The sequence below is a fragment of the Streptomyces venezuelae ATCC 10712 genome (assembly GCF_008639165.1).
Lineage (GTDB): Bacteria > Actinomycetota > Actinomycetes > Streptomycetales > Streptomycetaceae > Streptomyces > Streptomyces venezuelae.
In genome coordinates this window covers 5,665,976-5,692,207 of record NZ_CP029197.1, presented here as the reverse complement: position 1 = coordinate 5,692,207, position 26,232 = coordinate 5,665,976, and the positions used below count along the sequence as shown (strand labels likewise).

General features: G+C 71.0%; 30 protein-coding genes and 5 tRNA genes. 7 read left to right on the top strand and 28 right to left on the bottom strand.

What is annotated here, in order from left to right; translation table 11 throughout:
- Positions 1-6: 6 nt before the first annotated feature.
- Positions 7-591 carry a flavodoxin family protein gene (locus DEJ43_RS26430; RefSeq protein ID WP_015036452.1) on the bottom strand — a complete coding sequence of 195 codons (585 nt, stop codon included), beginning with the start codon at positions 589-591 and terminating at the stop codon, positions 7-9.
- A gap of 122 nt (positions 592-713) precedes the next feature.
- Between DEJ43_RS26430 and DEJ43_RS26425 the strand changes: the two genes are divergently transcribed.
- A complete protein-coding gene (locus DEJ43_RS26425; RefSeq protein WP_041664229.1) occupies positions 714-1,100 on the top strand; it encodes a winged helix-turn-helix transcriptional regulator in 387 nt (128 codons plus the stop codon).
- A gap of 21 nt (positions 1,101-1,121) precedes the next feature.
- Here the strand turns inward: DEJ43_RS26425 and mutM are convergent, their stop codons facing one another.
- From mutM to DEJ43_RS26380, 9 genes are all read right to left on the bottom strand, one after another.
- Positions 1,122-1,982 carry a bifunctional DNA-formamidopyrimidine glycosylase/DNA-(apurinic or apyrimidinic site) lyase gene (gene mutM, locus DEJ43_RS26420; RefSeq protein ID WP_015036450.1) on the bottom strand — a complete coding sequence of 287 codons (861 nt, stop codon included), beginning with the start codon at positions 1,980-1,982 and terminating at the stop codon, positions 1,122-1,124.
- A gap of 117 nt (positions 1,983-2,099) precedes the next feature.
- Complete coding sequence (rnc, locus tag DEJ43_RS26415) at positions 2,100-2,912, bottom strand: ribonuclease III (RefSeq protein ID WP_015036449.1); 813 nt, start codon at positions 2,910-2,912, stop codon at positions 2,100-2,102.
- Positions 2,913-2,932: 20 nt separating this feature from the next.
- Positions 2,933-3,106 carry a 50S ribosomal protein L32 gene (rpmF, locus tag DEJ43_RS26410; protein ID WP_015036448.1) on the bottom strand — a complete coding sequence of 58 codons (174 nt, stop codon included), beginning with the start codon at positions 3,104-3,106 and terminating at the stop codon, positions 2,933-2,935.
- A 2-nt stretch (positions 3,107-3,108) separates the two neighbouring features.
- Positions 3,109-3,837: a YceD family protein gene (locus tag DEJ43_RS26405; RefSeq protein WP_015036447.1), complete on the bottom strand. Its 729-nt coding sequence runs from the start codon at positions 3,835-3,837 to the stop codon at positions 3,109-3,111.
- 54 nt (positions 3,838-3,891) lie between these two features.
- Positions 3,892-4,941: an ATP synthase F0 subunit B gene (locus DEJ43_RS26400; RefSeq protein ID WP_015036446.1), complete on the bottom strand. Its 1,050-nt coding sequence runs from the start codon at positions 4,939-4,941 to the stop codon at positions 3,892-3,894.
- Positions 4,942-5,052: 111 nt separating this feature from the next.
- Positions 5,053-5,532 carry a pantetheine-phosphate adenylyltransferase gene (gene coaD / locus DEJ43_RS26395; RefSeq protein ID WP_181399519.1) on the bottom strand — a complete coding sequence of 160 codons (480 nt, stop codon included), beginning with the start codon at positions 5,530-5,532 and terminating at the stop codon, positions 5,053-5,055.
- Positions 5,533-5,558: 26 nt separating this feature from the next.
- On the bottom strand, positions 5,559-6,140 hold the full coding sequence (gene rsmD / locus DEJ43_RS26390; protein ID WP_015036444.1) for a 16S rRNA (guanine(966)-N(2))-methyltransferase RsmD: 582 nt from the start codon (positions 6,138-6,140) through the stop codon (positions 5,559-5,561).
- Between the two features lie 70 nt (positions 6,141-6,210).
- A complete protein-coding gene (gene recG, locus DEJ43_RS26385) occupies positions 6,211-8,403 on the bottom strand; it encodes an ATP-dependent DNA helicase RecG (protein ID WP_015036443.1) in 2,193 nt (730 codons plus the stop codon).
- 59 nt (positions 8,404-8,462) lie between these two features.
- Positions 8,463-10,073, bottom strand: coding sequence for a DAK2 domain-containing protein (locus tag DEJ43_RS26380; protein ID WP_015036442.1), 1,611 nt, complete (start codon positions 10,071-10,073; stop codon positions 8,463-8,465).
- A 276-nt stretch (positions 10,074-10,349) separates the two neighbouring features.
- On the opposite strand from DEJ43_RS26380, the gene rpmB reads away from it, so the two are divergent.
- Positions 10,350-10,535: a 50S ribosomal protein L28 gene (gene rpmB / locus DEJ43_RS26375; RefSeq protein WP_015036441.1), complete on the top strand. Its 186-nt coding sequence runs from the start codon at positions 10,350-10,352 to the stop codon at positions 10,533-10,535.
- 96 nt (positions 10,536-10,631) lie between these two features.
- Here rpmB and thiD read toward each other — a convergent pair whose 3' ends face one another.
- Together thiD and DEJ43_RS26365 are read right to left on the bottom strand one after the other, a co-directional pair.
- Entirely contained in the window at positions 10,632-11,438 is an 807-nt protein-coding gene (gene thiD, locus DEJ43_RS26370) for a bifunctional hydroxymethylpyrimidine kinase/phosphomethylpyrimidine kinase (RefSeq protein WP_015036440.1), read from the bottom strand.
- Complete coding sequence (locus DEJ43_RS26365; protein WP_015036439.1) at positions 11,435-12,397, bottom strand: thiamine-phosphate kinase; 963 nt, start codon at positions 12,395-12,397, stop codon at positions 11,435-11,437. Before DEJ43_RS26365 ends, thiD begins: the two co-directional genes overlap by 4 nt.
- A 233-nt stretch (positions 12,398-12,630) precedes the next feature.
- On the opposite strand from DEJ43_RS26365, the gene DEJ43_RS26360 reads away from it, so the two are divergent.
- Both DEJ43_RS26360 and DEJ43_RS26355 read left to right on the top strand, forming a co-directional pair.
- The gene (locus DEJ43_RS26360; protein WP_015036438.1) at positions 12,631-12,864 is read left to right on the top strand and encodes an Lrp/AsnC family transcriptional regulator; all 234 of its coding nucleotides are present in this window, start codon (positions 12,631-12,633) and stop codon (positions 12,862-12,864) included.
- A 23-nt stretch (positions 12,865-12,887) separates the two neighbouring features.
- Complete coding sequence (locus DEJ43_RS26355; RefSeq protein ID WP_015036437.1) at positions 12,888-13,367, top strand: DUF3515 domain-containing protein; 480 nt, start codon at positions 12,888-12,890, stop codon at positions 13,365-13,367.
- Between the two features lie 35 nt (positions 13,368-13,402).
- Here DEJ43_RS26355 and DEJ43_RS26350 read toward each other — a convergent pair whose 3' ends face one another.
- From DEJ43_RS26350 to DEJ43_RS26340, 3 genes are all read right to left on the bottom strand, one after another.
- Positions 13,403-14,542, bottom strand: coding sequence for a D-alanine--D-alanine ligase family protein (locus tag DEJ43_RS26350; RefSeq protein WP_015036436.1), 1,140 nt, complete (start codon positions 14,540-14,542; stop codon positions 13,403-13,405).
- Positions 14,543-14,657: 115 nt separating this feature from the next.
- The gene (locus tag DEJ43_RS26345; RefSeq protein ID WP_041662907.1) at positions 14,658-15,659 is read right to left on the bottom strand and encodes an NAD(P)H-dependent glycerol-3-phosphate dehydrogenase; all 1,002 of its coding nucleotides are present in this window, start codon (positions 15,657-15,659) and stop codon (positions 14,658-14,660) included.
- On the bottom strand, positions 15,656-16,408 hold the full coding sequence (locus tag DEJ43_RS26340) for a lysophospholipid acyltransferase family protein (RefSeq protein WP_015036434.1): 753 nt from the start codon (positions 16,406-16,408) through the stop codon (positions 15,656-15,658). Before DEJ43_RS26340 ends, DEJ43_RS26345 begins: the two co-directional genes overlap by 4 nt.
- 127 nt (positions 16,409-16,535) lie before the next feature.
- On the opposite strand from DEJ43_RS26340, the gene cofC reads away from it, so the two are divergent.
- Entirely contained in the window at positions 16,536-17,252 is a 717-nt protein-coding gene (gene cofC / locus DEJ43_RS26335; protein ID WP_015036433.1) for a 2-phospho-L-lactate guanylyltransferase, read from the top strand.
- Between the two features lie 10 nt (positions 17,253-17,262).
- Complete coding sequence (locus DEJ43_RS37845; RefSeq protein WP_015036432.1) at positions 17,263-17,472, top strand: hypothetical protein; 210 nt, start codon at positions 17,263-17,265, stop codon at positions 17,470-17,472.
- A gap of 81 nt (positions 17,473-17,553) precedes the next feature.
- On the opposite strand, the gene DEJ43_RS26325 is transcribed toward DEJ43_RS37845, so the two are convergent.
- The 4 genes from DEJ43_RS26325 to leuC all read right to left on the bottom strand — a co-directional run bounded on the left by DEJ43_RS26325 (position 17,554) and on the right by leuC (position 20,758).
- Positions 17,554-18,258 carry an HU family DNA-binding protein gene (locus DEJ43_RS26325; protein WP_015036431.1) on the bottom strand — a complete coding sequence of 235 codons (705 nt, stop codon included), beginning with the start codon at positions 18,256-18,258 and terminating at the stop codon, positions 17,554-17,556.
- Between the two features lie 143 nt (positions 18,259-18,401).
- Positions 18,402-18,629, bottom strand: a complete 228-nt coding sequence (locus DEJ43_RS26320) for an SCO5555 family protein (protein WP_015036430.1) — start codon at positions 18,627-18,629, stop codon at positions 18,402-18,404.
- Positions 18,630-18,733: 104 nt separating this feature from the next.
- On the bottom strand, positions 18,734-19,327 hold the full coding sequence (gene leuD, locus DEJ43_RS26315; RefSeq protein WP_015036429.1) for a 3-isopropylmalate dehydratase small subunit: 594 nt from the start codon (positions 19,325-19,327) through the stop codon (positions 18,734-18,736).
- Between the two features lie 6 nt (positions 19,328-19,333).
- Positions 19,334-20,758: a 3-isopropylmalate dehydratase large subunit gene (leuC, locus tag DEJ43_RS26310; protein ID WP_015036428.1), complete on the bottom strand. Its 1,425-nt coding sequence runs from the start codon at positions 20,756-20,758 to the stop codon at positions 19,334-19,336.
- Positions 20,759-20,898: 140 nt separating this feature from the next.
- Between leuC and ndgR the strand changes: the two genes are divergently transcribed.
- Complete coding sequence (gene ndgR / locus DEJ43_RS26305) at positions 20,899-21,615, top strand: IclR family transcriptional regulator NdgR (RefSeq protein ID WP_015036427.1); 717 nt, start codon at positions 20,899-20,901, stop codon at positions 21,613-21,615.
- 128 nt (positions 21,616-21,743) lie between these two features.
- Here ndgR and DEJ43_RS26300 read toward each other — a convergent pair.
- The 9 genes from DEJ43_RS26300 to DEJ43_RS26260 form a co-directional block, all read right to left on the bottom strand.
- Positions 21,744-21,816: transfer RNA gene (locus DEJ43_RS26300), tRNA-Glu, on the bottom strand.
- A 29-nt stretch (positions 21,817-21,845) separates the two neighbouring features.
- Positions 21,846-21,917: transfer RNA gene (locus tag DEJ43_RS26295), tRNA-Gln, on the bottom strand.
- Between the two features lie 22 nt (positions 21,918-21,939).
- A tRNA-Glu gene (locus DEJ43_RS26290) sits at positions 21,940-22,012 on the bottom strand.
- 84 nt (positions 22,013-22,096) lie between these two features.
- A tRNA-Glu gene (locus tag DEJ43_RS26285) sits at positions 22,097-22,169 on the bottom strand.
- A gap of 43 nt (positions 22,170-22,212) precedes the next feature.
- Positions 22,213-22,284, bottom strand: a tRNA-Gln gene (locus DEJ43_RS26280).
- Positions 22,285-22,376: 92 nt separating this feature from the next.
- Positions 22,377-23,099 (bottom strand): HAD family hydrolase, encoded by a 723-nt coding sequence (locus DEJ43_RS26275; protein WP_071891509.1) that lies wholly within the window; start codon positions 23,097-23,099, stop codon positions 22,377-22,379.
- Between the two features lie 26 nt (positions 23,100-23,125).
- On the bottom strand, positions 23,126-24,601 hold the full coding sequence (gene gltX / locus DEJ43_RS26270; protein ID WP_015036425.1) for a glutamate--tRNA ligase: 1,476 nt from the start codon (positions 24,599-24,601) through the stop codon (positions 23,126-23,128).
- A complete protein-coding gene (locus DEJ43_RS26265) occupies positions 24,594-25,388 on the bottom strand; it encodes a fumarylacetoacetate hydrolase family protein (protein WP_015036424.1) in 795 nt (264 codons plus the stop codon). Before DEJ43_RS26265 ends, gltX begins: the two co-directional genes overlap by 8 nt.
- A gap of 160 nt (positions 25,389-25,548) precedes the next feature.
- A complete protein-coding gene (locus tag DEJ43_RS26260; protein ID WP_041662906.1) occupies positions 25,549-25,755 on the bottom strand; it encodes a hypothetical protein in 207 nt (68 codons plus the stop codon).
- Positions 25,756-26,232: the final 477 nt, after the last annotated feature.

Below are 26,232 nucleotides of genomic sequence, written 5' to 3'. Positions count from 1 at the left end.
GGGCGGTCAGGCGGCGGCCTTGCCGGCCGCGAAGGTGCGGGCGGTCTCGGCGACGCGGCGGCCGAGGTGTTCGGCGGTGGCGACGTCGGCCTTGTGGACGGCCTCGGGGCCCAGGTCCGCGGGGGTCTGGCCGGCGGCGCCGGAGAAGAAGCCGAGGCGGTTGATGTCGTTCTCGGAGGCCTCGCTGGTGTTCCAGCCGGGCTTCAGGCCGAGGTTGACCCAGTGCATGCCGTGCTGGCCGGCGAGGATCTGGAAGTACTGCAGGGTGTGCAGCTTGTCGCCGCTCTTGGAGCCGGAGTTGGTGAAGCCGGCGGCGAGCTTGTCCAGCCAGACGTCGCCGAACCAGCGCTTCGAGGAGTCCTCGGCGAACTGGTGGAAGGCACCGGAGGCGGTGCCCATGTAGGTCGGGGAGCCGAAGACGATCGCGTCGGAGGCGTCGAGCAGCTCCCACTCCGCCTCGGTGATCCCGTCGACCTTGATCAGGTGGACGGTGGCGCCCGCGTCGGCGGCGCCGTCACGGACGGCCTCGGCCAGGACCGCGGTGTGGCCGTAGCCGGAGTGGTAGGCGATGGAGACGACGGGGGTGGTCATGGTGGTGCTCCTCGGGCGGGTCGGTGGGACGACCAGAAGTAGAGCACTTACTTTTCGAAAGCGCAACCCATTGGTAAGCGCACTCCTGGTGGTGAGCGCTGCGCCGGAGTACGGTGGAGGGCATGAGTGACGACCTCGCCTACGACGTGTTCGCGCGCGCCTGCCCCTCGCGCGGCACGCTGGAGCACGTGACGGGCCGCTGGGGCAGCCTGACCCTGGGCGCCCTGCACGACGGGACGTTCCGCTTCAACGAACTGCGGCGCCGGGTCGACGGGGTGAGCGAGAAGATGCTGGCGCAGACCCTGCACGCCCTGGAGCGCGACGGACTCGTCCATCGCGAGGCCCAGCAGACGAACCCGCCGCGGGTCGACTACCGGCTCACCCCGCTCGGCCGCGAGGTCGCGGAGCGGCTGATCGGTCTGATCCAGCTGGTGGAGGGGCGGATGCCGCAGGTCGAGGCGGCGCGCGAGAAGTACGACGCGGAGCGCGCGGCCCCCGTCACGGCCTGACGGGCCTCGCCGCGCGGCCGGTCAGACGGTGGGGCGCGGCGGCCGCTGGCAGCGCGGGCAGAAGTAGCTGGAGCGGTTCATCCATGCCCGGCGCCGCATCGGCGTACCGCAGCGGCGGCACGGCTCGTCCTCGCGGCCGTAGGCGTCGAGCGAGCGGTCGAAGTAGCCGGACTCGCCGTTCACGTTCACGTACAGGCTGTCGAAGCTGGTCCCGCCGACCGCGAGGGCCGCGTTCATCACGTCCCTGATGTGGCCGAGGAGTTCCGCCGAGCGCGGCCTGGTCAGGGTGGCCGTCGGCCGGTCGTAGTGCAGCCGGGACCGCCAGAGCGCCTCGTCGGCGTAGATGTTGCCGACGCCGCTGATCAGCGACTGGTCGAGCAGCGCCCGCTTGACGGTGGTGCGGCGCAGCCGCAGCGCGCTCTGGAAGGCGGCGTCGTCGAACTCGGGGTCCAGCGGGTCGCGCGCGATGTGCCCGATGACGTCCGGCAGCCCGGCGGGGGTCTGGTCGTGCAGCGAGAGTCCGCCGAAGGTCCGCTGGTCGACGAAGCGCAGCTCGGTGCCGGCGGAGTCGTCGAAGCGGATCCGGATGCGCAGGTGCTTCTCGTCGGCGGCGCCCTCCGGCTGGACGAGCAGCTGCCCGCTCATGCCGAGGTGCCCGAGGACGGAGGTGCCGCTCTCGGCGAGCGGCAGCCAGAGGTACTTGCCGCGCCGCCGTGCCACCTCGAAGCGCTGCCCGGTCAGCCGGGCCGCGAAGTCCGCGCCGCCCGCGGGATGGCGCCGTACGGCCCTGGGGTGCAGGACCTCGACCTCGGTCACGGTCCGCCCGGCGACCCAGCGCTCCAGACCGCGCCGTACGACCTCGACCTCGGGCAGCTCGGGCACGGGACTCCTCGGGACGGACGGGTGAGACAGCGACTCAACCCTACCGCCGTGGAATCGGCGGAAAAGACGAGAACCCCGCCCTGGGGCGGGGTTCTCGGGAAGCGTGGGGGACGGCCGTCAGGCCGACGCCCGGTGGGCGGTCGGAGAGGGGTCGGCGACCTCTCCCGTTCCCGCCTCGGCCGCGGCCTTCGCCGCCGCCGCGCGTTCGTCCGCGGCCGCGCGAATCGCGCGCCACGCGGACTCCGCCGCCTGCTGTTCCGCTTCCTTCTTGCTGCGGCCGGTGCCGGTGCCGTACGAGACACCACCGACGCGGGCGGCAGCAGTAAAGGTCTTCTCGTGGTCCGGGCCCTCTTCCGAGACGAGGTACTCCGGCACACCCAGACCCTCGGCCGCGGTGAGCTCCTGGAGACTGGTCTTCCAGTCCAGGCCGGCACCGAGGTTCGAGGACTTCTCGATCAGCGGGTCGAAGAGCCGGTGCACCAGCTCGGACGCCGCGTCGAGGCCCTGGTCGAGATAGACCGCGCCGATCACCGCTTCAAGGGTGTCGGCGAGGATGGACGCCTTGTCCCGGCCGCCCGTGCCCTCTTCGCCCCGGCCGAGCCGGATGAAGGAGCCGAGTTCGAGTTCGCGCCCTACGTCCGCCAGCGCACGCGAGTTGACCACCGCGGCCCGCAGTTTGGCCAGCTGGCCTTCCGGCAGGTCGGGGTGGGTCCGGTACAGCGTGTCCGTGACCACCAGGCCGAGCACGGAGTCCCCGAGGAACTCCAGGCGCTCGTTGGTGGGCAGACCGCCGTTCTCGTACGCGTACGAACGGTGGGTCAGCGCACGCACCAGAAGGGCGGACTCGAGCTGATAGCCGAGCCGCCCTTCCAGAAGCGTGTGGGACGAGGCATGGTCCGTCTTGTCGTCCGTCTTGCGGGACTCAGACATTGCGCCTCTCACCAGCCCAATCAGACCGAGAGGACCTGGCGCTTGTTGTAGGTGCCGCAGCTCGGGCACGCGATGTGCTGCAGCTTCGGCTCCTGGCAACGCTCACACGAAACCAGGGTGGGGACCGCAGCCTTCCACTGCGACCGGCGGTGGCGCGTGTTGCTGCGCGACATCTTCCGCTTCGGAACAGCCACGGCTACTTCTCCTGCTTCTCGGCGGCGCTTCGGACGTCCCCGTCAGAGGCTTTGCCGCTCATGTTGTCCTTCTCATCGGTTCCCAGCGAACCGGCGAGTCCCTGCAGTGCCGCCCAACGGATGTCGACGGCGTCGTGGTGGTGGTCCGGGTTCTCGTTCAGGTTGGCTCCGCACTCGGAACACAGACCCGCACAGTCCTCCCGGCACACCGGCTGCATCGGCAGTGCGAGCACCACCGCATCACGCAGCACGGGTTCGAGGTCGAACATGCCGTCCTCGAGGGGGATCATGTCCTCGTCTTCCTCGGCTTCGTCGTCCGCGGCCGCCTTGGAGCGGCCCCGGTCGTCGGAGTCGGGGTACGAGAACATCTCCTGGAAGTCCACGTCGAGCTCCAGCTCGACGGGCTCCAGACACCTTACGCACTCCCCCTCGGCCGATGCACGGGCGGTGCCTGTGACAAGCACCCCTTCCATGACCGACTCAAGACGGAGATCGATTTCCACCGGAGCGCCCGCGGGCACCCCGATCACTCCTTCGACGCCCAGTTCCCCGGGGGCCTCGACCGAACGCGAGAGCCGCTGGAGGGCACCAGGACGCCGCCCCAGCTCGTGCGTGTCGAACACGAGGGGGTTGCGGTGGTCGAGGCGCGTGCTCAGGGCTCTTCCTGCTTTCGGGTCGTACTGCGTCGGTGAGGAGGGCTGCCAGACGTGGGCAGCAAGGATCGCGGGCATAGCGCGACCGAAGAGCCAGGATACTTGACGCTTCGCCCAGGGCCCAATCGGCCCTCAGTGTCCCTGTTCGTACCGGCGCAGCTGCTCCAGGTCGATCATGCTCGTGTCGAAGAAGCTGGTCTCGTCGAGCGCGGCGCCCTGCTGCGGGTGGGCCTGCTGCTGGACGGGCTGCTGGTACGCGTACGGGTCCTGCTGCTGGTAGCCGTACGGGTCGGTGTGCTGCGGCTGCTGCTGGTACGCGTACGGGTCGGGCTGCTGCTGGACCTGCTGGTAGCCGGCGTACGGATCGGGCTGCTGCTGCACCTGCTGGTAGCCCGCGTACGGGTCGGCCTGCGGCTGTGCCTGCTGCTGGGCGGGGATCTGGACCGGCTCCGGGTCGGCGAGCTCCGCGAGCCCGGCCAGGTAGTCGGAGTCGCTGGTGTGCACGGGGCCGCCGAGACCCTCCTGGGCGGCCATGTGCTCGCCGAGGGCGTCGGTGGCGATCCGGCCGTGCAGCTTCTGCCGGCCTCGCCCGACGGCCTCCAAAGTCTTGCTGAGCACCGCCTCGAAGGCGCCGAGCTTGGCGTCGACGTACTCGTCGGCCCGCTGGATCAGGGTCTGCGGGTCCGCGCTGTACTCGGGGGCGTCCTCGTCCGCGTACCCGTCCTGGTCGAGGCCAGGGCCGCGGCCCAGGAGCTTCTCGCGGCCGCGGTCGACGGAGCCGATGGTCTTGTTGAGGACGACCTCGAAGTTGGCGAGCTTGGAGTCGACGTAGTCGTCGGCCTCGGCGCGGACCTCCTCGGCCTCGCGGCGGGCCTCGGCGAGGATCCGGTCGGCCTCCTCCTGCGACTGCCGGGCGACCTGGGTGTCGGAGACGATCGAGCCGCGCTCGGCGTGGGCGGCCTCGATGATCCGCTCGGCCTCCTGGCGGGCCTGCTCGACCAGGTGCTCGCGGCCGCCGATCAGCTCCTGGGCCTGCGCCAGGGAGCCCGGCAGGGCCTCCCGCACCTCTTCGAGCAGGGCGAGCAGCTCGGCCCGATTGACCACGCAGGATGCCGACATGGGCATGGAGCGGGCGCCCTGCACGGTCGCGACGATCTCGTCGAGCTTCTTCTGTACGTCCACCTGGTGCTCGCCACTCTCTACAGCTGGATGGAGACGGACGGGACGAACTGTAAGGGCAGTCGGCTCCCGTCCGACACCGGGTGACGGAGCGTCAGCGGCGGTGGCCGCGCGTCACTTCCGCGCCAGGCGCTCGGTCAGCCGGGGCAGGACCGTCGGCGGGACCAGGTGGGAGACGTCGCCGCCCCAGGCCGCGACCTCCTTGACCAGCGAGGAGGACAGGAAGCTGTAGGTCGGGTTGGTGGGGACGAACAGCGTCTCCACGCCCGTGAGGCCGTTGTTCATCTGGGCCATCTGCAGCTCGTAGTCGAAGTCGCTGACGGCGCGCAGTCCCTTGACGATCGCGGGGATGTCGCGCTGCTTGCAGAAGTCGACGAGCAGTCCGTGGAAGGACTCCACCTCGACGTTGCCGAAGTCGGCGGTCACCTCGCGGATCAGCTCGATCCGCTCGTCGACGGTGAACAGACCCTTCTTCGACTGGTTGATCATCACCGCGACGTGTACGACGTCGTACAGCTTGGAGGCGCGGGCGATGATGTCGAGGTGTCCGTTGGTGATGGGGTCGAATGACCCCGGACAGACGGCGCGGCGCAACTTGGGTCCCTCGCTCTCCGGTCCGGTCATCGTGCGTCTTCGCACGTAGAGGCGGCGCGACCGTACCAAAACGTTCCCTCGCCGTAGCGACGGGCCCGCAGTGCCTCGAAACCGGCCGGCCAGCCGAATGCACCGCCTCTGGTGCTGCGCTCCACGGTGACGAGGGCGTCGGCCGCGAGCCAGCCCCCCGAGGCGAGTGTGAGCAGTATCTCCCGGAGTTCCTCGTCGGAGACGGCGTACGGCGGGTCGAGGAAGACCAGGTCGTACGGGGCGGCGGGCGCCGGCCCCGTCACGATCTGCTCGGCTTTGCCGGTGCGGAGTTCGGCCCCCGGCAGCCCGATCGTCCTGATGTTCTCCCGGATCGTCTTCGCGGCGCGCGGCTCGGCCTCCACGAGGAGGGCGTGGGCGGCGCCGCGGGAGAGGGCTTCGATGCCGACGGCGCCGGAGCCCGCGTACAGGTCGGCGACCCGGGCCCCGTCGAGTCCGTGGAACGCCTCCCAGGTGGAGAAGAGGCCTTCCCGTGCCCGGTCGGAGGTGGGGCGGGTGCCGTTGCCGGGCGGCACGGCCAGGCGGCGCCCGCCGGCGGTACCGGCGATCACGCGGGTCATCGGTGTCCTCGTCCTGCGTCGTCGTGTCTGTTGCGCGCGCAACAGGTCCAGGATAGGTCGCCCGTCCGGGTCAGCCCTTCTCCAGGTACTCCTCCCGGTCCTTGTCGAGCAGGGCGTCGAGCGCGGTGCGCAGGGCCTGGTGGCCGGTGAGGTCGGGGTCGGCGAGGACGAGGGCGGTGGCCTCCTCGCGGGCGGCGGCGATGACCTCCTCGTCGTCGATGACGGCGAGCACCCGCAGGGAGGAGCGGACCCCGGACTGGGCCTGGCCGAGGACGTCGCCCTCACGGCGCTGTTCGAGGTCGATGCGGGAGAGCTCGAAGCCGTCGAGGGTGGCGGCGACGGCGGCGAGCCGCTGGCGGGCGGGGGTCGCCTCGGGCATCTCGCTGACGAGGAGGCAGAGGCCCGGCGCGGAGCCGCGGCCGACCCGGCCGCGCAGCTGGTGGAGCTGGGAGACGCCGAAGCGGTCGGCGTCCATGATCACCATGGCGGTGGCGTTGGGCACGTTGACGCCGACTTCGATGACGGTGGTGGCGACGAGGACGTCGAGCTCGCCGGCGGCGAACCGGCGCATCACGTCGTCCTTGTCGTCGGGGTGCATCCTGCCGTGCAGGACGGCGATCCTGAGCCCGGCGAGGGGGCCGGTGCGGAGCTTCTCCGCGACGTCGAGGACGGCGAGCGGCGGGCGCTTCTCCGCCTCGTCCTCGGCGGAGGCCTTGGCCTTCTTCTTCTGGTCCTCCTCGTCGCCGATGCGGGGGCAGACCACGTACGCCTGGTGCCCCTTCCCGACCTCCTCGCGGACCCGCTCCCAGGCGCGGGCGAGGAAGTGCGGCTTGTCGGCGGCGGGGACGACATGGCTGGCGATCGGGGAGCGTCCGGCGGGCAGCTGGTCGAGGACGGAGGTCTCCAGGTCGCCGAAGACCGTCATGGCGACCGTGCGCGGGATGGGGGTGGCGGTCATCACCAGGAGGTGCGGCGGCTGCTTGCCCTTCCCCCGCAGGGCGTCGCGCTGCTCGACGCCGAAGCGGTGCTGCTCGTCGACGACGACCAGGCCCAGGTCGTGGAACTTCACCTTGTCCTCGATCAGGGCGTGGGTGCCGATGACGACGCCTGCCTCGCCGGTGACGAGGTCGAGGAGCGCCTGCCGACGGGCGGCCGTGCCCATGGAGCCGGTGAGCAGGACGACCTTGGTGGCCCGGTCCGCGCCGCCGAGCATCCCTCCCTCGGCGAGCTCGCCCATCATCTCGGTGACCGAGCGGTGGTGCTGCTGGGCGAGGACCTCGGTGGGGGCGAGCATCGCGGCCTGGCCGCCGGAGTCGACGACGGCGAGCATGGCGCGCAGCGCGACCATCGTCTTGCCCGATCCCACTTCGCCCTGGAGGAGGCGGTGCATGGGGTGTTCGGTGGCGAGGTCGTCGAAGATCTCCTGGGAGACCTTCCGCTGGCCGTCGGTGAGGGTGAAGGGCAGCTTCGCGTCGAAGGCGTCGAGGATGCCGTCGGGGGCGGGGCGGCGGGCGACGGCGGGGAGTTGGGTGTCGGCGTGCCGGCGGCGGGCGAGGGCGACCTGGAGGACGAAGGCCTCGTCCCACTTGAGGCGCTCGCGCGCGGTGGCGATGTCGGCCTTGGTGCGGGGCCGGTGGATGAGCCGCAGGGCGTCGGGGAGCTGGGCGAGGCCGCGGCCCTCGCGCAGGGCGTCGGGGAGCGGGTCGAGGGCCTCGACGGCGCTGGGCAGGACGGCGTCGACGGCCTTGGCGATCTTCCAGGACTCCAGTTTGGCGGTGGCCGGGTAGATCGGGATGAGCGCTCCGGCCCAGACGTCGACGGCCTCCTCGCCGTCGCCGCGGAGGAGTTCGTACGACGGGTGGGCGAGCTGGAGGCGCCGGTTGAACAGCGACACCTTCCCGGCGAACATCGCGCGGGTGCCGGGCAGCAGGTCGTGGTGCGGCTTGTGCACGCCCTTGCCGAAGAAGACGAGCTGGAGCCGGCCGCTGCCGTCGGTGATGGTCACCTCCAGTCGCTGGCCGCGCCCCTTGGAGCCGTTGAACGTGAGCACCCGGGCGTCGGCGACCCGCGCGACCACCGTGACGTGCTCGTCGAGCGGCAGGTCGGCGAGGGTGGTCAGCTCCCCGCGCTCGGCGTACCGGCGGGGGTAGTGGTGGAGGAGGTCACCGACCGTGTGCAGGTCGAGCGCCTCGGCCATGACCTTGGCGGTGGCGGGGCCGAGGGACTTCTTGAGTGGTTCGTCGAGCGCGGGCACGCGTTCCATTGCACACCACGGGACGGACATTCGTGCCGGAGGCTGTGGACGACCGCCCCGAAAGGCGGCTATTCCACGCCGATGAGCAGCGGCGGGGCGCCCGTGCCCGCGTGGTACGTGGTGGTGTCGACGGCCAGGTAGCCGCGCCGGACGTGGGCCTCCAGGTCGGGGGCGAGGCCGGGCGGGGCGTCGTCGGCGACGACGAGGGTGACGAGTTCGCCGCCCGCGGAGAGCATCCGGTCCAGGACGGTGCGGGCGGTCTGGTGGAGGTCCTTGCCGATGACGGCGACGTCGCCCTCGATGAGGCCGAGGACGTCCCCGGCCTGGCAGACGCCGGCCGAGGTGAACGACTGCCGTTCGGCGACGGCGAGTTCGGCGTAGCGGGTGGCTCCGGCGGCGGCCGTCATGGCGACGACGTCCTCGTCGAAGCGGCGCCCGGGTTCGTGGACGGCGAGGGCGGCGATGCCCTGGACGGCGGCGCGGGTGGGGATGAGGGCGACGCGGATGCCCTCGGCCCTGGCGCGTTCGGCGGCGGCCGCGGCGGCCTGCCGCAGGTCGGTGTCGTTGGGCAGGAGGACCACTTCGCGCGCGTGGGCCCGCCGGATGGCGTCGAGGAGTTCGTCGCCCGCGGGCGGTTCGCCGGGCCGGGTCCGTACGGTCGTGGCGCCCGCCTCGGCGCAGAGTCCGGCGAGGCCTTCGCCGGGGACGACGGCGACCACGGCGCGCTGGGCGCGCTCCGCGCGCCGGGTCGAGGAGTCCGCGTCGGCGGCGAAGTGGGTGATCCGGATGCGGTGCGGCCGGCCGGCCTCGACGCCCGCCTCGACGGCGGCGCCGGCGTCGTCGACGTGCACGTGGACGTTCCACAGGCCGTCGCCGCCGACGACGACGAGGGACTCCCCCAGCGCGTCGAGCCGTGACGTGAGCAGCTCGACGGCCGCGTCCTCGGCCTCCAGGAGGTAGATCACCTCGTAGGCGGGCCCGTCCTCGGCGGGGCAGTCCTCGCGCGGGAGGAACGCGGGCGGGGCCGTGGCGGCGGGGGCGGGGGCCTGTCCGGTCACCGTTTCGAGGAGGGCGCCGAGGACGGTCACGAGGCCCCTGCCGCCCGCGTCGACGACTCCGGCGCGTTCGAGGACGTCGAGCTGCCCGGGGGTGGCGGTCAGGGCGCTCCTGGCGCCCTCGTGGGCCTTCCTGGCCACGTCGACGAGTCCGCCGCCCGCCCCGCAGGCCGCGGCGGCGGCGGAGGCCACGGTGAGGATGGTGCCCTCCACGGGGTGGGCGACGGCCTTGCGGGCGGCGCTCGCGGCCTCGGCGAGGGCGCGGGCCAGGTGGTCGCCGTCGCCTCCCTGGGCGAGGACGCCCGCCATGCCGCGCAGCAGCTGGGAGAGGATGGTTCCGGAGTTGCCGCGGGCGCCGAGGAGGGCGCCGTGCGCCATGGCCCGTACGGTCTCGGCGGTGTCGGGCGCGGAGGCCGCGAAGACGGCCTCGACGGCCTGGTGGGCGGCCTCGGCCGTCAGGTACAGATTGGTGCCGGTGTCCCCGTCCGCCACGGGGTAGACGTTGATCGCGTCGATCTCCTCGCGCTCCCGGCCGAGGGCGTCGAGCGCCCGCGCGCACCAGGACCTGACCGCTTCGGCGTCGAGCTCGACGAGCTCCTCGAAGGGCGGAAGGGCTCGCGACAACGGGGGTCCTCCTTCGGGCGGTGAGCTCACCGCAGGGTAGACCCGGGGTGATCCTTCCCCAAGCTCTCGGCTTCGACCGAGCCCGGGGGGACCCCCGGTGACCTGGGCCCGGGGCGAGGTCCGCGGAGACCATGGTAGTTTCGTTCCACCGAGGCAGGCGTTGTATGCTGCTTCGGTTGCCCGGTTCACGCCGGGCCATCCCCCGGCAAGCCACTTCAGACTCCTGATTCCGGTGCGCCGGATTTCACTGTAATTCTGAAGTCTTTGGAGTGACCCGTGGCTGCCAACTGCGACGTCTGCGGCAAGGGGCCGGGCTTCGGCAACAACATTTCGCACTCGCACCGCCGTACGCCCCGTCGCTGGAACCCGAACATCCAGCGTGTGCGTGCCGTGGTCGGTCGGACGCCGAAGCGGCTCAACGTCTGCACCTCGTGCATCAAGGCCGGCAAGGTCTCGCGCTAATTGCGACGCGTGTTCTGTCGTAGCGCAGCCCCTGCGGTTGCCTTGAAAGGCCGGTTCACCTAGGTGAACCGGCCTTTTGCCTTGCCCTGAAGCGGTTCAGTCCCGGAACCGCCAGCCGTGGTCGACCGGGCCGATGCCCGAGCCCAGGGCGAATCCGGCGGCGATGGCCCCGGTCACGTACTCCTTGGCCTCCCGTACGGCCTCCGGCACGGCCAGTCCCTTGGCGAGCCCCGACGCGACCGCCGAGGCGAGCGTGCAGCCCGTGCCGTGGGTGTGCCGGTTGTCGTGGCGCGGGGCGCGCAGCCAGTGTTCCTCGGTGCCGTCGGTGAGCAGGTCGACGGCCTCCCGGCCGCCGGGCAGGTGGCCGCCCTTGATCAGCGCCCAGCGCGGCCCGTACGCGAGGACCGCGTCGGCCGCCCGCCGCATTCCGGCCTCGTCCTCGACCACCAGGCCCGTGAGCTGCGTCACCTCGTCCAGGTTGGGCGTGGCGACGGTCGCGACCGGCAGCAGCTTCGTACGGACGGAGTCGAGCGCGGCCTCCGCGAGCAGCGGGTCCCCGTGCTTGGAGACGCCGACGGGGTCCACGACGACGGGGGCGTCCGTGTCCGCGAGGAGTCCGGCGACCGTCTCCACCAGCGCGGCGGAGGCCAGCATGCCGGTCTTCACGGCCTGGACGCCGATGTCGTCGACGACGGCCCGGTACTGGGCGCGGACGGCCTCGACGGGCAGTTCCCAGACGCCGTGGACGCCCCGCGAGTTCTGGGCGGTGACGGCGGTGACCACGCTCATGCCGTGGACGCCGAGCGCGAGCATCGTCTTCAGGTCTGCCTGGACGCCGGCGCCGCCGCCGGAGTCGGATCCGGCGACGGTGAGGACGAGAGGCGGACGCGCCCCCGACGTCACTCGGTCTCTCCGAAGTGGTCCCAGCCGCCCACGCTGTGCCAGGGGGCTCCGTCCACGGTGACCTGGGGCAGCGCGGAGGGGTTGAGGACCTCCCCGATGACCTTCCAGCGGGCGGGGAGCTTCACGTCGGGCGGGAAGGTGGCCACGATGGCGTGGTCCTCTCCCCCGGTGAGCACCCACTGCATGGGGTCGACGCCGACGGCCTGGCCGATGTCGTTCATCTGGGTCGGGATGTCGATGAGGCCGGAGCGCAGGTCGATGCGGACCTTGCTGGCCTCGGCGATGTGGCCGAGGTCGGCGATGAGGCCGTCGCTGACGTCGCACATGGCGGTGGCGCCGAGTCCGGCGGCCGCGGGGCCCGCGTGGTACGGCGGTTCGGGCCTGCGGTGGGCCTCGACGAAGGCGCGCGGCGAGCGGAAGCCCCGGGAGAGCACCGCGTATCCGGCGGCGGACCAGCCGAGCCAGCCGGTGTAGGCGACGACGTCGCCGGGCTGGGCGCCGCCCCGGGTGACCGGGTCGTGGTTGCGGAGGTCGCCGAGGGCGGTGATGGAGACCATGATCGTGTCGCCCCGGACGACGTCGCCGCCGACCACCGCCGCGCCCGCGACCTGACATTCGTCGCGCAGGCCGTCCATGAGTTCGGTGGGCCAGGTGACCGGGAGTTCGGCGGGCACGACGAGGCCGAGGAGGAGGGCGGTGGGGACCGCGCCCATGGCGGCGATGTCGGCGAGGTTCTGCGCGGCGGCCTTGCGGCCGACGTCGTACGCCGTCGACCAGTCGCGGCGGAAGTGACGTCCTTCGAGGAGGATGTCCGTGCTGGCCACCACGCGCCGGTCGGGGGCGGAGACGACCGCGGCGTCGTCGCCCGGCCCGACCCGTACCGCCGGGGTGGAGGTGAGCCGGGACGTGAGCTCCCTGATGAGCCCGAACTCGCCCAGCTCTCCGACTGTGCCCTTCACCGCGCCTCACCTCGTGTCTTCGTGCCGGCCGGCGGGCGGGGGCGCGTGGTCGCGCGCCGCGGGTCGCGGGCCGTCACCGTGCTGGGTACCGTCAAGTAGACCGTCAACTTCTGTCCTGCGTACGCCACCCCGCGAACGCCTCGGGACGCGCAGGTCTCCCCGCGGCCCGCGGCGACGCGGTACCGTGGCGTCCCTTTCTCCCACAAGATCCTCGTGGTCGCCCTGGAGGTTCCGTGGTTCAGGCGTACATCCTCATCCAGACCGAGGTGGGCAAGGCGTCGACCGTCGCCGACACCATCTCCAAGATCCCGGGGGTGCTCCAGGCCGAAGACGTGACCGGCCCGTACGACGTGATCGTTCGCGCGCAGGCGGACACCGTCGACGAGCTGGGCCGCATGGTGGTCGCCAAGGTCCAGCAAGTGGACGGCATCACGCGCACCCTCACCTGCCCGGTCGTTCATCTGTAGCCCCCGTCTACGCTTGGCCGGTGATGTCTTCCCACCGGCCCTTCGGCCTGCCCGCCGCCGTCTCGGCAGCCGTTCTGCTGCTGGCCGTCGCCGGCTGCTCCTCGTCGGACGCCGCGGCGTCCGTCGAGGTTCCCAGCCCCCCGGCGGCGGAGGCGGCCTTCTGCCAGGCACTGGCGAAGGAGCTTCCGGACACCGTGTCGGGGCTGGAGCGGAGTGACCCGGAGCCCGGCTCCGAGTTGACCGCCGGCTGGGGTGACGGTGCGATCGTACTGCGCTGCGGGGTGCCCCGGCCCGAAAAGATGAGCGATCCCAAAGCGCAGGGCATCGAGGCGAACGGCGTGAACTGGATGCTGGAGCGCCCGGCGGGCAGCGGGCCCCGGTTCACCACCACGTACCGGAAGACCTATGTCGAGGTGACGCTCGACGAGCGGTACGCGCACGACATGACGCCGCTGGCGGATCTCGCCGATCCCGTACGGAAGACCGTGCCGAACAGCCTCTGAGGGGCGCCGGCACGGTCTTCCGGGGTACGGACCGGTCAGCGCAGGCCCGTGGAGCGGGTCAGCGCGGCCTGGATGAGCCGGTCGACGAGCTCGGGGTAGCTCACGCCGCTCTCCTGCCACATGCGCGGATACATCGAGATCGGCGTGAAGCCCGGCATGGTGTTGATCTCGTTGATGACGAAGTCGCCGTCCTCGGTGAGGAAGAAGTCGGCGCGCACCAGGCCCTCGCAGGACACCGCCTCGTAGGCGGCGACGGCCAGGCGCTGGATCTCGGCGGTGGCCTCGTCGCCGATCGGCGCGGGCACGATGCCGGAGGCCGAGTCGATGTACTTGGCCTCGAAGTCGTAGAAGTCGTGGTTCGTGACCGGCGGGATCTCGGCCGGCACGCTGGCGCGCGGGCCGTCCTCGAACTCCAGGACGCCGCACTCGATCTCCCGGCCGCGCAGCAGCGACTCGACGAGGATCTTGGGGTCGTGGCGCCGGGCCTCCTCGATGGCCTCGTCGAGGCCGGAGAGGTCGTCGACCTTGGTGATGCCCATGGAGGAGCCGCCGCGGGCCGGCTTCACGAAGAGCGGCCAGCCGTGCTCGGCGGCGAACTCGACGATCTTCTTGCGGGCGGCCGCCGGGTTCTGCTCCCACTCGCGGGGCCGGATGACCTCGTACGGTCCGACGGGGAGGCCGAAGGAGACGAAGACCCGCTTCATGTACTCCTTGTCCTGGCCGACGGCGGAGGCGAGGACGCCCGCGCCGACGTAGGGGACGCCGGAGAGCTCCAGGAGGCCCTGGAGGGTGCCGTCCTCGCCGTAGGGGCCGTGGAGCATCGGGAAGACCACGTCGACCTCGCCGAGGGCCTTGGGCACGGCACCGGGCTCGGTGAGGACGACCTGGCGGTCGGCGGGGTCGACGGAGAGGACGACGCCGCCGGTCTCGGACTCGGCCAGGTCGGCGACGTTCGGCAGGGCGCGGTCGGCGATGGCCATGCGCTCGGGGGCGTCGGCGGTGAGCGCCCAGCGCCCGTCCGTCGTGATGCCGATGGGCAGCACGTCGTACTTGTCCCGGTCGATGGCGCTCAGGACGGCGCCCGCCGTGACGACGGAGATGGCGTGCTCGGAGCTGCGTCCGCCGAAGACGACGGCCACGCGCGGCTTGCGGGGGCTCTGGGTGTTCTCGCTCATATCGCGATGAGCGTACCCTGCGGCTCCCGAACGGCCTTGCGCCCCCGCTCCCCCCGCGCGCGTCCGGCGCAGCGTCGCGGAGGGGGGTGCGGGGCGGGCCGTTCCGGAGGACCGCCTAGCGGCGCTCGGGCTTCGCGCTGCGGGACATGAGTTCCTTGAGCGCGACGATCGGCGGCTTGCCGTCGTGGACGATCGACACGACGGTCTCGGTGATGGGCATGTCGACGCCGTGGCGGCGGCCCAGATCGAGCACCGACTCGCAGGACTTGACGCCCTCGGCGGTCTGCTTGGTGGCCGCGATGGTCTCCTGGAGGGTCATCCCGCGGCCGAGGTTGGTGCCGAAGGTGTTGTTCCGGGAGAGCGGCGAGGAGCAGGTGGCGACGAGGTCGCCGAGGCCGGCGAGACCGGAGAAGGTGAGCGGGTCGGCGCCCATCGCGAGGCCGAGCCGGGTGGTCTCGGCGAGGCCGCGGGTGATGAGCGTGGCCTTGGAGTTGTCGCCGAGGCCCATGCCGTTGGCGATGCCGACGGCGAGGCCGATGACGTTCTTCACGGCGCCGCCGAGCTCGCAGCCCACCACGTCGGTGTTGGTGTACGGGCGGAAGTACGGGGTGATGCAGGCGGCCTGGAGCCGCTGGGCGACCGTCTCGTCGACGCAGGCGACGACCGCGGCGGCGGGCTGCCGGGCGGCGATCTCCTTGGCCAGGTTGGGGCCGGTGAGGACGGCCACGCGCTCGGCGGGCACGTCGGCGACCTCGGTGATGACCTCGCTCATCCGCTTGGCGGTGCCGAGTTCGACGCCCTTCATGAGGGAGACGAGGACGGTGTCGGGCGCCAGCATCGGCGCCCAGGCGGCGAGGTTGCCGCGCAGGGTCTGGGAGGGCACGACGAGGACGGTGAAGTCGGCGTCGTGGGCGGCCTCGGCCGGGTCGGCGGTGGCGGTGATCGCCGCGGGGAGTTCGACGCCCGGCAGGTAGTCGGGGTTGACCCGGCCGGCGTTGATCTCCTTGGCGAGTTCGGCGCGGCGGCCCCAGAGGCTCACCTCGCAGCCCGCGTCGGCGAGCACCATCGCGAAGGCGGTGCCCCAGGATCCGTTCCCGAAGACGGCTGCCTTGGTCACTTGGTGCCCCCTTCGGCGGCCTTGCGCCGCTGCTCCAGCCGCGCCTTGCGGTGGTCGTACGGCTCGGCGGGCGCCTGCTCGCCGCGGACCTGCTCCAGGATCGCGGTGATGGCGGCCATGATGACCTCGGTCGCCTCGCGGAGCACCTCGGGCGTGGGCTCGAGGCCGTCGAAGCGGGAGAGGTCGACGGGCGGACCGGCCTGCACGATCAGCGTCTTGCGGGGGAACAGGCTGAGCTTGTTCTCCTTGGCGTACGGCGGCATCGCGAGGTTGGCGCCCCACTGGGCCACCGGGATGACGGGGACCTTGGTGAGCAGCGCGACGCGCGCGGCGCCGGTCTTGCCGGCCATGGGCCACATGTCGGGGTCGCGGGTGAGGGTGCCCTCGGGGTAGAAGGCGACGCACTCGCCGCGCTCGATGGCGTCGACGGCGGCACGGAACGCGTCGAGCGCGTTGGTCGTCTCGCGGTAGACGGGGATCTGGCCGGTGTTGCGGAGCATCGTGCCGACGAAGCCGCTCTTGAAGAGGCCCGCCTTGGCCAGGAAGCGCGGGACCCGGCCGGTGTTGTACTGGTAGTGCGCGTACGACAGCGGGTCCAGGTAGGAGTTGTGGTTGACCGCGGTGATGAAACCGCCGTCGGCCGGAATGTGCTCCATACCGCGCCAGTCCCGCTTGAACAGAACCACCAGGGGGGGTTTGGCGATGACCGCCGCGAGGCGGTACCAGAAGCCGATTCTGCGGCGGGGCACTCGGACACCTTTCTCCGGGACTGGCTGGCAGGGGGTCAAGTGTCGCCCCCGGCTCCTGCTCTGTCGAGTGACACGGTACGCCCCGGGCCCTGGGGAGTACCGCGTGGGCGGGACAGAATGGGCCGCGATGAACACTCGGCACCCGACGTACCCGACGCACCCGGCACACTCGGCGCATCCGGCGCGCCCGGCGCACCCGGACGAGGCCGCGGACGACGGCTGGTCGCTGGTCGTTCCCCTCAAGCCGCTCGCCCTGGCGAAGAGCAGGCTGGCCGTGGCGGCCGGGACGCGGCTGCGCCCCCGGCTCGCGCTGGCGTTCGCCGAGGACACGGTGGGCGCCGTGCTGAACTGCCCGCGGGTACGGGATGTGGCGGTGGTCACGGACGATCCGGCGGCCGCCTCGGCGCTGGCCTCGCTGGGGGCGCGGATCGTCCCGGACACCCCGGCGGCGGGGCTCAACGCGGCCCTCGCGCACGGGGTCCGCGCGGTGCGTGCCCGGCGGCCGTACGCGCGCGTGGCGGCGCTCAACGCGGACCTGCCGGCGTTGCGGCCGGCGGAGCTGACGCGGGTCCTCGACGCGGCCCGGAAATTTCCGAGGGCATTTCTCGCGGATGCCGCCGAAATAGGTACGACGTTCCTCTCGGCGGGTCCGGGGGTGGAATTGGAACCGGCATTCGGAGGTGCGTCGAGGCTTCGGCATTTGTCCTCGGGAGCCGTGGAAATCACACTGGCCGGGGTGGATTCCGTACGCCGGGACGTGGACACCGGCGAGGATCTCGCGGCGGCCGGGAAGCTGGGGCTCGGCCCGCGGACGGCCGCCCGGTGGCTGCCGGCGGCCGGATAGGCTGCGGTCCATGCAGGCGACCGCGTTCACGTACGACCCCGAGACCCGCAGCGGCAGTGTGCTGCTCGACGACGGCACCCCCGTGGAGTTCGGGGCGGCGGCCTTCGAGGCGGGCGGGCTGCGGCTGCTGCGGCCGGGGCAGCGGGTGCGCATCGAGGCCGAGCCGGGCACGTCCGGCGCCGGCCTGCGGATCACCCTGGTGACGCTCCAGACCTTCTGAGGCCCCTGGCGGGGCGTCCGGACGCGCCGCGGGCCGGGCTCCCTGGGGGGAGCCCGGCCCGGCGGGTGTCTACCGCTCGTCCTACTTCTTGGCGGCGGTCTTCTTGGCGGTCGTCTTGCGCGCCGTCGTCTTCTTCGCGGGCGCCTTCGTCGCCGTGGCCTTCTTCGCGGCCGGCGCGGTCTTCTTGGCGGTGGCCTTGGTCGCCTTCTTCGCGGCGGCCGTGGTGGTCTTCTTGGTCGCGGCGGAGGTCTTCTTCGCGGCGGCCGTGGTGGTCTTCTTGGCGGCGGCGGAGGTCTTCTTCGCGGCGGCCGTGGTGGTCTTCTTCGCCGGGGTCGCCTTCTTCGCGGCGGCCGTGGCGGTCTTCTTCGCCGGGGTCGCCTTCTTCGCGGCGGCCTTCTTGGCGGTGGTCGCCTTCTTGGCGGCGGCCTTCTTCACGGTGGCGGAGGCGCCGCCGGTCAGGCTGCCCTTGGGGGCCTTCTTGACGGAGACCTCGCCGCCCTTGGGGAGCTTCTTCGAGCCGCTGACCAGGTCCTTGAAGCCCTGACCGGCACGGAAGCGGGGGACCGAGGTCTTCTTGACCCGCACCCGCTCACCCGTCTGCGGGTTGCGGGCGTAGCGGGCCGGGCGGTCGACCTTCTCGAACGAGCCGAAACCCGTCACAGAGACCCGGTCGCCGCCGACCACGGCACGCACGATGGCGTCGAGCACGTGGTCGACGGCTTCGGCGGCCTGCTGGCGACCGCCCATCTTGTCGGCAATCGCTTCTACGAGCTGCGCCTTGTTCACGTCTTCCCCTTCGGAGACATTGCCAGAACGAAAGTGTTCAAGCTTTTTCGCACGTTAGGCATGTATATACCGCAAATCAAACACGAAACGGGCTAATCACCCTAGTGCCGCAACGCGGAAGATCCGCTGCGGAGTTCCTGGTGTCAGTCGTCCTCTGGGAATCGGCCCTCGTCGAGGTCCTTCATCAACCGGTCCAGACGCGTTGCCGCGTCCTTGAGATCGTGCTTCGCCGCGGCCGTCACGACCAGCAGCTTCCGGGACAGCGCCATCCTTACGCCCTCCGGGACTTGCAGTGAGCGCACCCTTGTGTGCGCTTCCTTCAATCGGGCGGCGACTGCCTCGTAGAGCTCGAGTTGGCTGTCGCGTTCCATGCACCGATTGTGCCATCTAGGGCGAGTTGTCGCCCGACAGGGTCTCAACAAGCGACTGCGCCCCCCACCGGGCGGTGGGGGGCGCAGTCTTGGAAAAGCGCTGCTCAGACCGTAATTGTACGGGGCTTGAAGGCCGGTCGCGCCGCCTCGTAGGCCGCGATGTCGGCTTCGTTCTGAAGGGTGAGGCTGATGTCGTCGAGTCCGTTCAGGAGCCGCCAGCGGGCGTTCTCGTCGAGCTCGAAGTCGGCGTCGATCCCGGCGGCCAGGACCTTGCGCCGCTCCAGGTCGACGGTGATCTCGGCGGTGGGGTCGGCCTCGGTCAGCTCCCAGAGGGCGTCGACCGTCTCCTGCGGCAGCACCACGGTGAGCAGGCCGTTCTTCAGCGAGTTGCCGCGGAAGATGTCGGCGAAGCGGGAGGAGATCACCGTCTGGAAGCCGTAGTTCTGGAGCGCCCAGACGGCGTGCTCACGGGAGGAGCCGGTGCCGAAGTCGGGGCCGGCCACCAGGACGGTGGCGCCCTGCCGCTCGGGGCGGTTGAGCACGAACTGCGCGTCCTTGCGCCAGGCCTCGAAGAGCCCGTCCTCGAAGCCGTCGCGGGTGACCTTCTTCAGCCAGTGCGCCGGGATGATCTGGTCGGTGTCGACGTTGCTGCGGCGCAGCGGGACGGCCCGGCCGGTGTGCGTGGTGAAAGCTTCCATGGTTCCTCAGACCCCCGCGGTGGTGGCGACGTCGGACAGATCGGCCGGGGAGGCCAGGTGGCCCAGCACGGCGGTGGCGGCGGCGACCTGGGGCGAGACCAGGTGGGTCCGGCCGCCCTTGCCCTGCCGGCCCTCGAAGTTGCGGTTGGAGGTGGACGCGGAGCGCTCACCGGGCGCCAGTTGGTCGGGGTTCATGCCCAGGCACATCGAGCAGCCCGCGTGCCGCCATTCGGCCCCCGCGTCCTTGAAGACCTTGTCCAGGCCCTCCTCGACGGCCTGCAGGGCGACCCGGACCGAGCCGGGGACGACCAGCATCCGGACGCCGTCGGCGACCTTGCGGCCCTGCAGCAGGTCCGCGGCGTTGCGCAGGTCCTCGATGCGGCCGTTGGTGCAGGAGCCTACGAAGACGGTGTCGACCTTGATGTCGCGCAGCGGCTGTCCGGCGGTCAACCCCATGTACTCCAGGGCCTTTTCGGCGGCCAAGCGCTCCGAAGCGTCTTCGTACGAAGCCGGGTCGGGGACGTTCGCCGAAAGCGGCGCGCCCTGGCCCGGGTTGGTGCCCCAGGTGACGAACGGCGCCAGGGAGGCGGCGTCGATGACGACCTCGGCGTCGAAGACCGCGTCCTCGTCGGACCGCAGGGTCTTCCAGTACGCGACGGCGGCGTCCCAGTCCTCGCCCTCGGGGGCGTGGGCGCGGCCCTTGAGGTACGCGAAGGTGGTCTCGTCGGGGGCGATCATGCCCGCGCGGGCGCCGGCCTCGATCGACATGTTGCAGATGGTCATCCGGGCTTCCATCGAGAGCTTCTCGACGGCGGAACCGCGGTACTCCAGGATGTAGCCCTGGCCGCCGCCGGTGCCGATCTTGGCGATGATCGCCAGGATGACGTCCTTGGCGGTGACGTCCTCGGGCAGCTCGCCGTCGATGGTGATGGCCATCGTCTTGGGGCGGGCCAGCGGCAGCGTCTGGGTGGCGAGCACGTGCTCGACCTGGCTGGTGCCGATGCCGAACGCCAGCGCGCCGAAGGCGCCGTGCGTGGAGGTGTGCGAGTCGCCGCAGACCACGGTGGTGCCGGGCTGGGTCAGGCCCAGCTGGGGTCCCACCACGTGGACGACGCCCTGCTCGACGTCGCCCAGCGGGTGCAGCCGGACGCCGAACTCGGCACAGTTCTTACGGAGGGTCTCGATCTGGGCGCGGGAGACCGGGTCGGCGATCGGCTTGTCGATGTCGAGGGTCGGGGTGTTGTGGTCCTCGGTGGCGATGGTGAGGTCGAGGCGCCGCACCTGCCGGCCGTTCTGGCGCAGGCCGTCGAAGGCCTGGGGGCTGGTCACCTCGTGCAGCAGGTGCAGATCGATGAAGAGGAGGTCGGGCTCGCCCTCGGCGCGCCGGACGACGTGGTCGTCCCAGACCTTCTCCGCGAGTGTCCTACCCATCGCTTTCCCTCCGGCCGACGTCTACGCCGGCACAACTAGAGACCCGTTTCGCGGGCCGTTGTGCGGCCGCCTCACCAGAGTGACAAGTTCCTCGGAAAATTGAACTTGCGTTTCACAGAGTGAGACGCGAATATCGTTGCATGGACAACTCTAGCGGCGTAGGCGTTCTCGACAAGGCAGCCCTTGTCCTGAGCGCCCTGGAGTCCGGTCCGGCCACCCTCGCAGGACTGGTCGCGGCGACGGGACTCGCACGACCCACGGCCCACCGACTGGCCGTGGCACTGGAACACCACCGGATGGTGGCGCGTGACATGCAGGGCCGGTTCATCCTCGGACCGCGCCTCGCGGAGCTCGCCGCCGCGGCCGGCGAGGACCGTCTGCTCGCGACCGCGGGCCCGGTGCTGACGCATCTGCGTGACGTCACCGGCGAGAGCGCCCAGCTCTACCGCCGGCAGGGCGACATGCGCATCTGCGTGGCGGCGGCCGAGCGGCTCTCGGGCCTGCGGGACACCGTGCCGGTCGGCTCGACGCTGACGATGAAGGCCGGCTCGTCCGCGCAGATCCTGATGGCCTGGGAGGAGCCCGAGCGGCTGCACCGCGGCCTCCAGGGCGCCCGCTTCACCGCGACGGCCCTGTCGGGCGTACGGCGCCGCGGCTGGGCCCAGTCGATCGGTGAGCGGGAGCCGGGCGTCGCGTCCGTCTCCGCGCCCGTACGCGGCCCGTCGAACCGTGTGGTGGCCGCCGTGTCGGTCTCCGGTCCGATCGAGCGTCTGACACGCCACCCGGGCCGTATGCACGCCCAGGCCGTCATCGACGCCGCGGCCCGTCTCTCCGAGGCGCTCCGCCGTACCGGCTGACGCTCTTCCGTCCCCTGTTCGTTCCCCGGCCCACCGCTCCAACGCCGCAGCGGTGGGCCGGAGTTGTGTGTGCCGACGGGCGAACAGCGAAGAAGCCCTCCCCCGAAGGGAAGGGCTTCTTCGTTCTGTACCCCCGACCGGATTCGAACCGGCGCTACCGCCTTGAGAGGGCGGCGTGCTAGGCCGCTACACAACGGGGGCTTTGGATCATACGTTTCCGCAGATCCGAGCTGGTCTACCAGGACTCGAACCTAGACTAACTGAACCAGAATCAGTCGTGCTGCCAATTACACCATAGACCAATACGTGGTTAGACCAGCGTCGTACCCCCGACCGGATTCGAACCGGCGCTACCGCCTTGAGAGGGCGGCGTGCTAGGCCGCTACACAACGGGGGCCCTAGCGATCCCACCCGGTCGGAACCGGGTGATGTCACCGTAGATCCACCGGGAGCTACCCAAGTGATCTACAGGATGGATCTGTACCCCCGACCGGATTCGAACCGGCGCTACTGCCTTGAGAGGGCAGCGTGCTAGGCCGCTACACAACGGGGGCTTTGTGGATGAGATCCACGTACGGTGCAGATGAGCTCTGCGAGCTGGCCTACCTGGACTCGAACCAAGACTAACTGAACCAGAATCAGTCGTGCTGCCAATTACACCATAGGCCACCGGGGCAACTTCCCCACCAGGGGGATCTTGCTCGGCTTGCGCTTTCCGGGTTCTTGCCTTTCGGCTTGTTCCCCTCGGCGCAGGAAGAACATTACCTGAAGGTGGACTGCGCTCCAAAACGGGTATGCCCCCGGAGCAGGCCCGGAAGCTCATGGAGGCTCGTGATCCGCTTCAGCTCGGGCCGTCCGCCGGTGCCCGCGCGGTCCAGCCAGATGCCCTGAAGCCCGGCTTCCGTCGCGCCCCTGGCGTCGATGTCGGGCTGGTCCCCCACGTACACCACCTCGCTCGGGTGCAGGTCAAGCGCGGTACAGGCGGCGTGGAAGGCCTCGGCGGCCGGCTTGGCCACCCCCAGCTCCGCGGCGCACACGACGGCCTCGAAGCGTTCGCGCACGCCCAGGGCGCGGAGCTTGTGGTCCTGGTTGAGCAGGCTGGAGTTGGACAGAATCCCGTGACGATAGTCATCGGCCAGGAGGTCCAGGACGGGCACCGCGTCGGGGAAGAGCTCCCAGGCCGCCTCGTAGTGGGCGACGTACCGCTCGAACCAGCCGTCGGCCTCCGCGGCGGTCAGCCCGGGCCGCTCCAGGAAGGCGCGGACGCGCTCCCGCCGCTGCTCCTGGAAGTCGACCCCGCCGGCCTCGAAGATCCGCCAGTGGATCGCCGTGAGCTCCCGCCAACGACCGAGGGCCTGGTCGACGGATGCGTATCCGTCCACCAGGCCCTCGGCCGTCAGGTGCGCGCTCATGCCGACGCGGTCGGCGCGGGCGTAGTCGAAGATCGTGTCGTCGACGTCCCACAGCACCGCGCGGATGGTCATGGCACGACCGTACCGCGCGGGAGGGGTCAGGCGGTGAGCTTCGCCAGAGCCGCGTCGATGCGGGCCAGGGTCTTCTCCTCGCCCAGGATCTCCAGGGACTCGAAGAGCGGCAGGCCGACCGTGCGGCCGGTGACCGCGACGCGGACCGGGGCCTGCGCCTTGCCGAGCTTGAGGCCGTGGGCCTCGCCTGCGGCCAGGACGGCGTTCTTGAGGGACTCGGGGTCGCTCCAGTCGGCCGCCGCGAGCTTCTCCCGGGCGGTGGTGAGCAGGGCCGCCGGCTCGCCCTTCATCGCCTTGTCCCACGAGGGCTGGTCGAAGACCGGCTCGGGCAGGAAGAGGAAGTCCACGTTGGCCGTGATGTCCGAGAGGACGGTGAGCCGGGTCTGGGCGTGCGGCGCGATGGCCTCCCAGGCGGCCTGGTCGAAGTCCTCCGGCGCCCAGGGGGCGTGCGGGGCCCGGAGCCAGGGCTCACAGGCCTCGGCGAAGGCCTTCACGTTCAGCATCCGGATGTGGTCGGCGTTGATCGACTCGGCCTTCTTGAGGTCGAAGCGCGCCGGGTTGGCGTTGACGTCGGCGATGTCGAACTTCGCCACCATCTCGGGGACGGTGAAGAGGTCCTGGTCGGCCGAGAAGGACCAGCCGAGGAGCGAGAGGTAGTTCAGCAGGCCCGACGGGAGGAAGCCGCGCTCCCGGTAGAGGTTGAGGGAGGCCTGCGGGTCGCGCTTGGAGAGCTTCTTGTTGCCCTCGCCCATGACGTACGGCAGGTGGCCGAAGGAGGGGATCTCCTTGGCGATGCCGAGCTCGATCAGCGCCTTGTAGAGCGCGACCTGGCGGGGGGTGGAGGAGAGCAGGTCCTCGCCGCGCAGGACGTGGGTGATCTCCATCAGGGCGTCGTCGACCGGGTTGACCAGGGTGTACAGCGGGGCGCCGTTGGCCCGGAGGATGCCGTAGTCCGGCACGTTCTCCGGGGTGAAGGTGAGCTCGCCGCGGACCAGGTCGGTGAAGGTGATCGGCTCGTCGGGCATCCGGAAGCGGACGATCGACGCGCGGCCCTCGGCCTCGTACGCCGACTTCTGCTCCGGGGTGAGGTCGCGGCAGTGGCCGTCGTAGCCGGAGGGGCGGCCGGCGGCGCGGGCGGCCTCCCGGCGCTCGTCGAGCTCCTCGGTGGTGCAGTAGCACGGGTACGCGTACCCGCCGGCGAGCAGCTTGTCGGCGACGTCCTTGTAGATGTCCATCCGCTGCGACTGGCGGTACGGGGCGTGCGGGCCGCCGACCTCCGGGCCCTCGTCCCAGTCGAGGCCGAGCCACTTCAGGGAGTCGAGCAGCTGGTTGTACGACTCCTCGGAGTCCCGAGCTGCGTCGGTGTCCTCGATGCGGAAGACCATGGTGCCCTCGTTGTGCCGGGCGAAGGCCCAGTTGAAGAGGGCGGTGCGGACCAGGCCCACGTGGGGGTTGCCGGTCGGCGAGGGACAGAAACGGACGCGGATATTCGCGTTAGCCACGCTTGATCACCTTATTGGTGAGAGTGCCGATGCCTTCGATGGTGACGGCGACCTCGTCGCCGACGTTGAGGGGGCCGACCCCGGCGGGGGTGCCGGTGAGGATGACGTCGCCGGGGAGCAGCGTCATGGCCTCGGTGATGTGGACGACCAGGTCCTCGATGGAGCGGATCATGTCGCTCGTCCGACCCAGCTGGCGCTGTTCGCCGTTGACCGTGGCCTGGATGGTCAGGTCGCTCGCGGCGGCGATGCTCAGGTCCGTCTCGACCCAGGGGCCCAGCGGGCAGGAGGTGTCGAAGCCCTTGGCGCGGGCCCACTGCTTCTCGCGCTGCTGGGCGTCGCGGGCGGTGACGTCGTTGGCGCAGGTGTAGCCGAAGACGACGTCCTTGACGCGCTCGCGGGGCACCTCGCGGCACATGCGGCCGATGACCACGGCCAGTTCGGCCTCGTGGTGCAGCTCGTTGGAGAAGGAGGGGTACTCGATGGCGTCGCCGGGGCCGATCACCGAGGTGGTGGGCTTGAAGAAGGCGACGGGGACGTCGGGGACCTCGTTGCCGAGTTCGGCGGCGTGCTCCGCGTAGTTGCGGCCGATGGCCACGACCTTGTTGGGGAGCACCGGCGGCAGGAGCCGTACCTTGCTGAGCGGGACCTTGGTGCCGCTGAGCTCGAAGTCGGTGTACGGGATGCCCTTGATGATGTCGAGGACGAGGCCGCCGGACTCGACCGTTCCCTCGCCCTCGACGGCGCCGAAGGCGACATTGCCGTCGATGGAGAATCTGGCGATGCGCACGAGTGCTGTCGCCCCTCACTTGATGCTGGCTGGAGTCTGACGCTCCAGGCTAACGCGGCGCGGGGGCGGCCGAGCGGCGATATCAGCGGGTCCGATGACACGGGTCATGCGGATGGGGCCCCAGGTCACGGGGCCCCGGGGCCGGTGTTCGGGGTTCGGGTCAGCGGGACGCGGTGGCGTACGGCTGGGGCTGGTACGGGGCCGGGGGCTGCATGAGGACGGTGCGGCGGGGGTTCGCCGTCTTCGCCGGCAGCTCGGCCGCGTACTCGGGGACCGCGGGGCGGCCGAGCTCTGCGGCGTCCGTGAGGTGGACGAGGGTGGAGCGGCGGGGGTTCGCCGTCGTGGTGCCGGGCGTCGTCGTCTTCATCGCGGTGATCTGACCTTGTTCCGGAACGGGCGCCGCGTTCGGGCGCGAAGGGGTGTAAAGCGTCAGGCTAAACATGCGATTCCCTTCGAATGCATGGCTAAGACATCGATCATCGTGTGAGTTTGCTCACCAATCGCGATACATACCGGGCATTACGGACTGTCCCCCGAGGTCACGGAAAGGGACATTCCGCCACTGAAGGCTGTATTCCGCTCCTGATCATGTCGACTGGGACACACGGGCACGCGGAGCCATTGGAGAGGAAAAGTCCGAATCCTCCGTGATCATCTTCTACATGCCGTGACAGGATGCGCACGGGTTGTCATGACCCTCCCGGCGCGACACGCGGCCCTTGTTGGAGATCCGGCACTGTGCTGGAATTCCACGCACCGCCGCGGGTTTCAAGCCGGCGCGCAGGGGGCGCAACGCAGCGCCGGCCGAGTGGCGGGGAAGGGGGAACTGCGCCGGTCACCGACG

Bases quoted from the DNA above. Each gene is read 5' to 3' on its own strand.
- DEJ43_RS26430 (WP_015036452.1), bottom strand. From the start codon at position 591: ATGACCACCCCCGTCGTCTCCATCGCCTACCACTCCGGCTACGGCCAC.
- DEJ43_RS26425 (WP_041664229.1), top strand. From the start codon at position 714: ATGAGTGACGACCTCGCCTACGACGTGTTCGCGCGCGCCTGCCCCTCG.
- rnc (WP_015036449.1), bottom strand. From the start codon at position 2,912: ATGTCTGAGTCCCGCAAGACGGACGACAAGACGGACCATGCCTCGTCC.
- DEJ43_RS26405 (WP_015036447.1), bottom strand. From the start codon at position 3,837: ATGCCCGCGATCCTTGCTGCCCACGTCTGGCAGCCCTCCTCACCGACG.
- rsmD (WP_015036444.1), bottom strand. From the start codon at position 6,140: ATGACCCGCGTGATCGCCGGTACCGCCGGCGGGCGCCGCCTGGCCGTG.
- recG (WP_015036443.1), bottom strand. From the start codon at position 8,403: ATGGAACGCGTGCCCGCGCTCGACGAACCACTCAAGAAGTCCCTCGGC.
- DEJ43_RS26355 (WP_015036437.1), top strand. From the start codon at position 12,888: ATGTCTTCCCACCGGCCCTTCGGCCTGCCCGCCGCCGTCTCGGCAGCC.
- DEJ43_RS26350 (WP_015036436.1), bottom strand. From the start codon at position 14,542: ATGAGCGAGAACACCCAGAGCCCCCGCAAGCCGCGCGTGGCCGTCGTC.
- cofC (WP_015036433.1), top strand. From the start codon at position 16,536: ATGAACACTCGGCACCCGACGTACCCGACGCACCCGGCACACTCGGCG.
- DEJ43_RS37845 (WP_015036432.1), top strand. From the start codon at position 17,263: ATGCAGGCGACCGCGTTCACGTACGACCCCGAGACCCGCAGCGGCAGT.
- DEJ43_RS26320 (WP_015036430.1), bottom strand. From the start codon at position 18,629: ATGGAACGCGACAGCCAACTCGAGCTCTACGAGGCAGTCGCCGCCCGA.
- leuD (WP_015036429.1), bottom strand. From the start codon at position 19,327: ATGGAAGCTTTCACCACGCACACCGGCCGGGCCGTCCCGCTGCGCCGC.
- leuC (WP_015036428.1), bottom strand. From the start codon at position 20,758: ATGGGTAGGACACTCGCGGAGAAGGTCTGGGACGACCACGTCGTCCGG.
- ndgR (WP_015036427.1), top strand. From the start codon at position 20,899: ATGGACAACTCTAGCGGCGTAGGCGTTCTCGACAAGGCAGCCCTTGTC.
- DEJ43_RS26275 (WP_071891509.1), bottom strand. From the start codon at position 23,099: ATGACCATCCGCGCGGTGCTGTGGGACGTCGACGACACGATCTTCGAC.
- DEJ43_RS26260 (WP_041662906.1), bottom strand. From the start codon at position 25,755: ATGAAGACGACGACGCCCGGCACCACGACGGCGAACCCCCGCCGCTCC.